The 8,395-nt window shown below is 64.2% G+C and carries 7 protein-coding genes; 3 read left to right on the top strand and 4 right to left on the bottom strand.

Annotated features, from left to right (window positions below):
* Positions 1-309: 309 nt before the first annotated feature.
* From BM193_RS28080 to BM193_RS28070, 3 genes are read left to right on the top strand one after another with little or no spacing between them, the layout of a single operon-like run.
* Positions 310-1,155, top strand: coding sequence for an IclR family transcriptional regulator (locus BM193_RS28080; RefSeq protein ID WP_092804616.1), 846 nt, complete (start codon positions 310-312; stop codon positions 1,153-1,155).
* A gap of 40 nt (positions 1,156-1,195) precedes the next feature.
* Complete coding sequence (locus tag BM193_RS28075; protein ID WP_254786466.1) at positions 1,196-2,170, top strand: AAA family ATPase; 975 nt, start codon at positions 1,196-1,198, stop codon at positions 2,168-2,170.
* Positions 2,167-3,897, top strand: a complete 1,731-nt coding sequence (locus BM193_RS28070) for a cobaltochelatase CobT-related protein (RefSeq protein WP_092804610.1) — start codon at positions 2,167-2,169, stop codon at positions 3,895-3,897. The genes BM193_RS28075 and BM193_RS28070 overlap by 4 nt, the downstream gene beginning before the upstream one ends.
* 4 nt (positions 3,898-3,901) lie before the next feature.
* Here the strand turns inward: BM193_RS28070 and BM193_RS28065 are convergent, their stop codons facing one another.
* The 4 genes from BM193_RS28065 to BM193_RS28940 all read right to left on the bottom strand — a co-directional run.
* Positions 3,902-5,041 carry an AAA family ATPase gene (locus BM193_RS28065; protein WP_092804640.1) on the bottom strand — a complete coding sequence of 380 codons (1,140 nt, stop codon included), beginning with the start codon at positions 5,039-5,041 and terminating at the stop codon, positions 3,902-3,904.
* The gene (locus BM193_RS28060) at positions 5,041-5,928 is read right to left on the bottom strand and encodes an RNA ligase family protein (RefSeq protein ID WP_092804606.1); all 888 of its coding nucleotides are present in this window, start codon (positions 5,926-5,928) and stop codon (positions 5,041-5,043) included. The genes BM193_RS28065 and BM193_RS28060 overlap by 1 nt, the downstream gene beginning before the upstream one ends.
* 329 nt (positions 5,929-6,257) lie before the next feature.
* A complete protein-coding gene (locus BM193_RS28055) occupies positions 6,258-7,922 on the bottom strand; it encodes a ShlB/FhaC/HecB family hemolysin secretion/activation protein (RefSeq protein WP_092804603.1) in 1,665 nt (554 codons plus the stop codon).
* 29 nt (positions 7,923-7,951) lie between these two features.
* A partial coding sequence (locus BM193_RS28940; protein WP_175533453.1) for an MBG-2 domain-containing protein occupies positions 7,952-8,395 on the bottom strand: 444 nt, incomplete at its 5' end.

The following is an 8,395-nucleotide window of genomic DNA, read 5'->3' as shown; positions in this document are numbered from 1 at the left end:
GTCACGCCATTGGCGGCCAGGGTTTCCACGAACGCTTCGGACGGCGTCATCTTTTGCGGGCCGGTGGGGATGGCCGCTGCGGCGGCGGCTTTTTGCTCGGTCATGTCATTCATGGGTGTCTCCTGGTCTGTGGTGATGAGGCTGTTGATATGATCAACTCATTTATTAAAAATCGGTATATTTTGTTCCGAAATTTGATATACAATTCAATTTAAGCGTTCGGCAATCAAAAGTCAAACAGAATTTCGAGGAAACGGTACAATTTGAGTTCGAAAATGAAATAACTCATTACACCCAACCGAGGCCACCATGGACATGATTTCATCCCCAAAACTTGAGCCGGAAAAACTGGAAGGCGACACGCCCACGATGCGTTTGTTTGCCTTGCTGGAAGTGATTGCCGAGAAAGACCAGTTGCTGTCGCTACAGGCGCTGGTGGAAGAAACGGGGCTGCCAAAACCCACGCTGCACCGCATGCTGCAACAGCTGGAAAGCGTGGGCGTGCTGCAGCGCGAAAGCGATGGCCGCCACTACAGCACGGGCGTGCGCCTGCGCCGCCTGGCGTCGAACCTCTTGATTAACAACACTTTCCATGGCGCCCGCCGCATGGTCTTGCGCCAGCTGGTCGAGGAAGTGGGCGAAAGCTGCAACCTGACGGCCTTCAGCGGCAGCGAAGTGGTGTACCTGGACCGCGTGGAAACGGCGGCGCCGCTGCGCTTCTACCTGCATCCCGGTTCGCGCGTGCCGGCCCACTGCTCGTCCAGCGGCAAGCTGTTCCTGGCGCAAATGACGCCCGTGCAACGCCGCCGCCTGCTGGGCCACATGGAATTGACGCGCTTTACGGACAAGACGGAAACGGACCCCGTCAAGCTGGAACGCGAACTGGAACTGGTGCGCCGCAACGGCTATGCGCTGGACGACGAGGAATTCCTGCCCGGCCTGCTGTGCGTGGCCGTGCTGGTGCCGAACCCGAACGGCCGCTCGAACCTGGCCGTGGCGATCCAGGCGCCCATCATCCGTTTGACGCACGACAAGGCTTTACATTTCTTGCCAGCATTGCAACGCGCCGCGCAAGCCCTGGCCGCCATCGAATCGGAAACCATGCCGACGACGGGCGGGGACGACGACACATTGCAGGCAGCAGGCAACTCATAACCGCCGCGGCGCCCATGCTGCGGCTTCACAGGAGAACAAGGTGCCAGATTCACGCCAACATCCCCCCGCCGCAGCGGCGCAGACCTTGCAGTCCGTGCGCAGCCTGTTCAACATCGACAGCAACCTGCTCGTGCCCGTCTTCACGGAGCGCGACCCGCACGTGCCCGACATCGATCCCGCCTACCGCTTCAACCAGGACGTGACCCTGGCGATTTTGGCCGGTTTCACGCATAACCGCCGCGTGATGGTGCAAGGCTTGCACGGCACGGGCAAGTCCACGCATATCGAGCAGGTGGCGGCGCGCCTGAACTGGCCCTGCGTGCGCGTCAACCTCGATGGCCACATCAGCCGCCTGGACCTGGTCGGCAAGGACGCCATCGTGCTGCGCGAACAGCAGCAGGTGACGGAGTTCCAGGAAGGCATCGTGCCCTGGTCCCTGCAACGCCCCGTGGCCCTGATCTTCGACGAGTACGACGCGGGCCGCCCCGACGTGATGTTCGTCATCCAGCGCATTCTGGAACGCGACGGCAAGTTCACCCTGCTCGACCAGAACCGCGTCATCACGCCGCATCCCCACTTCCGTTTGTTCGCCACCTCGAACACGGTGGGCCTGGGCAACCTGAACGGCATGTACCACGGCACGCAAGTGCTCAACCACGCGCAGATCGACCGCTGGAACATCGTTGCCACATTAAACTATTTGCCGCAGCAGGAAGAAACGGAGATCGTGCTGGCCAGAGTTCCCGCCATGAACGACGCGGCGGGCCGCCAGCTGGCCGCCGCCATGGTGGCCGTGGCCAGCCTCACGCGCCACGGCTATGCGGCGGGCGACCTGGCGTGCCTGATGTCGCCGCGCACGGTGATTACCTGGGCGGAAAACTGCCAGATCTTCCGCGATCCGGCCCTCGCCTTCCGCCTGTCCTTCCTCAACAAATGCGACGAGGCCGAACGGCCCATGGTGGCCGAGTATTACCAGCGCTGTTTCAACGAGGAATTGCTGGCGAGCCAGGCATGAACGCCGACGCCATCGTTCCTGCCGCCTACACGCGCGAGCAGCAGGAAACGGATGAACTGTGCGCGGGCGCCATCCGCGCGCTGAGCGGCGTTGCCGCCATCCGCTACCGGGGCCGGCGCCTGCACGACGGCCACCGCCCCCTGCCCATCCACGCCGCCCACCTGCAGCCCGATGCGGCACTGCAGGATTTGCCCTCGCTGCGTGGCGCGGCCGACAGCGTGGCCCTGCGTTTGCTGCATACGGATGCCAGGCTGCACCGCTCTTTATGTCCGGCTGAACCGGTCGCGCGCCTCGTCTTCGAATTGCTGGAACAGCTCAGGGTGGAAACCCTGGCGCCCGAACAGCACGCCGGCGTCATCGCCAACCTGCGCCACCGGTTTACTGCCTGGTCGCATGCGTTCTACGATTCCGGCCTGGCGGAAGGGGCGTCGGGCTTGCTCTTGTATACAGTGTTCCAGATGTGCTGGTCGCGCCTGACGGCCAGGCCTGTGCTGGAAAAAACGGAAGATGTCATCGAGGCCACGCGCTGGTCGATCACCTCGCAGCTGGGCGGCGACCTGGCTGGCCTGCGCCGCCACCGCGCCGACCAGGCTGCCTATGCGCGCCATGCGCTGGCCATCGCCCACGCCGTCGATGCCCTGCTGAAAGAGGCGCAGGCGGCGCGCGACGGCAGCCAGGAGGACGGGGGCGACGCGAAGGCGCAGGCGGCGTTCAAGCTGCTGCTCGATTTCGACAGCGATAACGACAATGTTCCAGACGCCGCGCCGCTGGGCGACAGCCGCGCCTTCAGCGATGGCGATGGCGCCTACCGCGCCTACTGCACGGCATATGACCGTGAAGACAAGGCAGGCGAACTCGTGCGGCGCGCCCTGCTGCTGGACTACCGCGAACGCATGGATGAACGCATCGCCAGCCTGGGCATCAACACGGCCCGCCTGGCGCGACGCTTGACGCAATTGCTGGCCGTGCCCCAGCGCGACGGCTGGTCGTTTGGCGAGGAAGAGGGCTACATCGATGGCCGGCGCCTGGCGCAGCTGATCAGCTCGCCGTCCGAGCGCAGGCTGTTCCGCAAGGAACAATTCCTGCCGCATGCCGATTGCCTCGTGACCTTTCTCGTCGATTGCTCCGGCTCCATGAAGACCCATGCGGAGTCCGTGGCCGTGCTGCTCGATATTCTGCTGCGCGCGCTGGACCAGGCCGGCGTCACCACGGAGTTGCTGGGGTTTACCACGGGCGCGTGGAACGGGGGAAGGGTCAAGCGCGACTGGATGCGCGCCCGCTCGCCCGCCCAGCCGGGACGCTTGAACGAACTGGTGCACATGGTCTTCAAGGATGGCGAGACCAGCTGGCGCCGCGCGCGGCCCGACATCGCGGCCCTGCTGAAAGCGGACCTGTACCGCGAAGGCGTCGATGGCGAAGCCGTGGACTGGGCGTGCCAGCGCATGCTGGCGCGGCCCGAGCGGCGGCGCATCCTGCTCGTCGTGTCAGATGGTTGCCCGATGGATACGGCGACGAATCTGGCCAACGACGAGTTTTATTTGGCGCAGCATCTGAAACAGGTGGTGGCGCGCCGCGAGGCGCAGGGCGCCGTGGAAATCCGCGGGCTGGGCCTGGGCCTGGACCTGGGCGCCTACTACAGCCGCAGCCTGGCCACCACCCTGCCCGCCTCGCTGAACAATGAGCTGTTCAGCGAGATCGCGCAGTTGCTGGGTGGACAGAAACGCTAGTCCCTCAAGCCACTTCGTAGCGCACCGTGTGCGCTTCCATCGGCAGCGGGATTTCCCAGTTCCACAACATCGCTTGCAGCTTCTTGTTGCTCAGCGACGTGTCGCGCTGGCCGTTGCGCCGCAGCAGCTCTTTGCGCGGCTGCTCCAGGTACACGAGCTCCACCTGCGCGTGGTATTTATACAGCAGGTTGAGCGTCTTTTCGCGCATGAGTTTTGACAAATGCGTGGCGTTCCACACGAACGGTTCGCCACGGCGCAGCAGTTCGCGCGCCCGCTCTTCCGCGTAATCGCCCACCTGCCCCTCGTTCTTGCCGTGCTTCAAGCCCAGGGCCGTGCGCGCATCGTCAAATGACACGACGGGCAGGCGCGGATGGTGCTTCTCCACCCACGTATTCTTGCCGGACGCGGGCAAGCCCGACATGACGATCACGCGCGAGCCCGGCTCCTGGAACAGCGGATAATCGGGATGCGCGTCGGCGCCGCGGAAGTATTTGACGCGCGTGTGGTCGTCGACAAAGACCCTGCGCTGGCCATAACAGCCTTCCTCGCGCGCCAGTTCGCGGAACAGCTCGATGGCATCGAGAATGCGCTGCGGGTCGGGGCAGATGCGGCCACGGATATCAGCTTCGGCCAGCATGGCCAGCAGGCGGATATCGACTTGCCACGACAGTTCGCGCACGGTGAACTCGGGCGTGACGCCGCGCCGCGATTGTTCCAGCGCAAAGAACGGCACTTGATGGACGTGGATCAGGCGGCAGATTTCCTCGCGCACGGCAAACGGCACGTCAGCGTCCCACAGGGCGATGCGCGCATCGAGCGCGCCCTTGCGCGAATGGCCGGGCTGGCCGATGGCGCCCGTCACCGGGTCGATCACCGTGGTGCTGCACTTGGCCACGTCGTGCAGCAGAGCGGCCAGGAAGACGATTTCCTGCTGCGCCCGTGTGGCTTGCTGATACTCAAGCATGCCCAGCAGGGATTCCACCACCATCATGGTATGCGTCCACACATCGCCTTCCCCATGGTAGATGGGATTTTGCGGCGTCGTTTTCGCCAGTTCCAGCTGCGGGAAGGCGGCCAGGCAGGCCTTGAAATCGGGCGACTGGCCCGCTTGCGGCACCAGTTGCCGCAGGGTTTTCCAGTGCATCATTGTGTACTCCTTGAGAAGGTTGCCAGCTCGTCGAGCGACTGGCAGGTGTGTAAACCCAGGCTGTCCCACGTCACGAGCGGCTGCGGCGCGTACAGGTCGACGCCGTCCGCCAGCTGGTTCGGGAGCATGGGCCGCGTGCTGTGGTGCGAACCGCTGTCGAGGATGGTTTGCGTAAAGTCGTGCCGCACCAGCTTGTAGCGGGCCAGCACTTGCTCGTCGTCTTCCACCTTCAGGTACAGGCCTTCCGCATGGTCGGACTTGTCCGTCTGCTTCCAGCACAGGTCCAGCGGCAGGCGTTCGCGCGCCACCGCGTGCTCGAAAGCGTCGCGCCACAGCAGGGACTTGGCCAGCGAATGGCGCAGCAGCAGCGACAGCTGTTTCGGCGACGCGGGCATCAATCCCGCATACAGCACGGGGACCGACAGCACGGGCGAGCCGGCCAGCATGGCGTGGCGGCGCGCCGTCGACAAAAACATCTGCGTACGGCGGCAATACACGTCGAACTCGTTGAAGTAATGGGGCAGCCGGTCATAAAACACGGAATGCTTGCTGTAGGACCATTCGCCAAACAGCACATATTGATCTTCAATCATATGCAGCAAGGCATGTTCGTGCGCATGCGCCCACGGTTTCAACAGGTTGAACTGGCGTTCGCTGCCGCCGCCCGCCAGGTAATGCCCGCGCGACTGCAGCAGCACGTCGCCCGCATCGCTGAACGACACGGCGGCATTGGCGCCATCGATTTTTTCCTCGATGACGACGTAGCGGCCGGCCAGCTTTTTCAGCGGCATCTGGTCGGAACCGTCGTCGCCGTCCTGCAGGCGCGAGCCTTCCAGGTGCGGCGTGCGCGGGTATTTAAATAAAGGCAAAGATTGTAAAAACATAGCGTCCCACGCCGCGTTCACCGGGGCGTGTCCATACAGGGTCAGGGGTGCTGACGACGTGTCCGGGCGTGGGCGATCAGGACAGTGGTCCTGGATACGTGTGCGGAAAGAGCAAAAACAGTGCCGCAGCAATCGGGGGCGTCAACGCGCCGAACGATGCTGCAGAGAGCATTTCGTCAGCGTTAGCAGGTGATGGCGAAGTAGCGAGGCACTTTTGGCTCCAATAAGGAAGAGGTTCGAGAAAGAACGGGGAATATAACGGCAGTTTGATTATTTTGCAAGGCGCACGGTTCAATCGTGCTCGACTGCGCGCCTTGCCATCGGATGAACTAGAAGCGGTATTCCACGTTCAACCACACGCGTGGCTGGGGATCACTGTTCGTTTCCGACTGCGGCCGCCCGCCCGTGGTGCGCCACGCCAGGGCCACGTCCGCGCTCCAGGCCTGGCGCTGGTAGCGCAAGCCCAGGCCGCTGCCGCGCAGGCTGCGCCGGTTGTCGCTGGCCGGCGCCGGCTTGGCATTGACCGTGATGCGGCCAGCATCCATGAAGGCATACGGCGCAAAGTCGCCTGCGCCATAGCGCAGTTCCAGCTGCGCCAGGCCGCCTTCATCGCCGGTGGCTTCGCCCGATGGATAGGCGCGCACGCCGCTGGCGCCGCCCAGGCTCAGCTTCTCGGACGAGTCCAGGTTCTTGTCGGCCTGCTGCCAGCTCAGGTGCGCCATCAGGCTGAAGCCGGCGGGCAAGGCTTGCAGGCGCACCACGTCGAGGTTGACCTTGTGAAAACGGCCGCTGGTCTTGTAATAGTCGACGGCGCTCAGGCCCGCATCAAGCTTCAGCTTGCCCGGCGTCCAGCTCAGGCTGCCATACGTCATGCCGTCGAAAGCGTCGCGGTAGTCGAATTGCAGGGCCAGCGGCAGGGACTGGCTGGACTTGTTTTCATGGCTCGCGATGCTGTCGCGGTTATCCTGCAAATCCTTGTCCTGATAGGTGGCGATCAGGGTCAGGTTGGCTTTTTGCGCGCGCAGGATGGGATAGCTGAGACCGGCGCTGGCGACCTTCGCCGTGCCATGCGCATCGAGGCTGGCGAATTCCTTCGCCAGCACATAGCGCGTATGCGAGTAGCCGACATTGCCGCGCAAGCCGGAGGTACCCAGGGGCAGGCTGTAGCCAAGCGAACCGAGCCACAACTCTTCCTCGCTGAGCAATGCCCGCACGCTGATCTGGTCCCCCAGCAGAAAAGGACTGTTGACGTCGAGATTCGCCCGCACGCGGTTTTTTCCCGTGTAGCGGCTGCCTGCATTGTCCAGGCCGATATCACCGCGCACGCGCTGGCCCCGGGCGACCTGGACGACCAGGTCGCCCGTGCCCGCCTGCGTGCCGGGACGCATGGTGGCGGACGATACGATGCCAGGCAAGTCATCGAGCAACAAGGTAGCGCGTTCCAGCGGCGCGCTGGCGATCACGCCGCCAGGGCGCAAGCCGTCGAGGAAGGCCGTGGCTTGCCGCGCCAGGGCGGCATCGTCGGCCTGTGCCTGCACCACGCCATAGCGTCCCTCGATCACCTCGATGCGCAAATCACCGTTCGCCAGGTCTTGCGGCGGCAGGATGGCGCGGGCAAACGGATAGCCGCCCGCATGGTAGATTTCCGTGATGCGCTCGGCCAGGCCGCGCAAGCCGGCCAGGTCGAAAGACTTGCCCGTCACGTCGCCCAGCGCCGCATGCAGCGCGTCTTCAGCAAGGACGGAATTGCCGGAGATCTTGACCGAGTGCAGCACAACAGTGGCGCCGCCGGGAGCGACGGCCAGCACATCGCGCGGCGCCTGGATGGTCAGGACCTGGCTGTCGCGCGGCGGCGCGATGGGCGGCTGCAGCTGTTGCAGGGTCTGGCCCGCGTCCGGTGGGACCTGTGCCTGCGCGGCCGGTGCCACATGCAATAAAGCGAATCCCAGCGCCATGGCAATCGTCGAGCGCTGCGGGTGTGATGTTTTTTTCATAGATACTTTAATAAATTGATTCAAGTCCATCATTGCGCCGCGGCTGCCGTGGCCGGGGTGGCAGGAGTAACATTAATACCGCCGTTGACGACGAAAATGCGCGTAAAGCCCGGCATGCCGCTGGCGCCCGGCGCTGGCAAGGCGGCCAGCAAGGTCGTTGGCGCAGCGGACGCCTCCTCGGCCACGGGCACCAGGGCCAGTCCGCCGATCAGGCTGACGCCGGCATTGGGCGCGCCACCAGTGCCGGCAGCCGCATATGCCGCGCCAGCTGGCAATGCCAGGACGCCGGCGCTTGCCGCCGTGCCGGCCGCCACGTCATTGGTGCCCGTGGTGACCTGGCGCCGCGCCAGGCGAATCGCGTTCTCCAGTTCCAGATTGGCATCGATGGTCAAGCTGCCGTTCTGCGCCGTGATGACATAGTTGCCGTTGGCCAGCGCGGAGGCGTCGATCGTGTAGCTGCCGACGTTTTCCCC

Source organism: Janthinobacterium sp. 344 (genome assembly GCF_900112025.1).
Classification (GTDB): domain Bacteria; phylum Pseudomonadota; class Gammaproteobacteria; order Burkholderiales; family Burkholderiaceae_D; genus Janthinobacterium.
This window is presented reverse-complemented; position numbering and strand designations above follow the sequence as displayed.

Excerpts from the sequence above, each read along its gene's own strand:
- BM193_RS28080 (WP_092804616.1), top strand. The coding sequence starts at position 310 with ATGGACATGATTTCATCCCCAAAACTTGAGCCGGAAAAACTGGAAGGC.
- BM193_RS28070 (WP_092804610.1), top strand. The coding sequence starts at position 2,167 with ATGAACGCCGACGCCATCGTTCCTGCCGCCTACACGCGCGAGCAGCAG.
- BM193_RS28065 (WP_092804640.1), bottom strand. The coding sequence starts at position 5,041 with ATGCACTGGAAAACCCTGCGGCAACTGGTGCCGCAAGCGGGCCAGTCG.
- BM193_RS28060 (WP_092804606.1), bottom strand. The coding sequence starts at position 5,928 with ATGTTTTTACAATCTTTGCCTTTATTTAAATACCCGCGCACGCCGCAC.
- BM193_RS28055 (WP_092804603.1), bottom strand. The coding sequence starts at position 7,922 with ATGAAAAAAACATCACACCCGCAGCGCTCGACGATTGCCATGGCGCTG.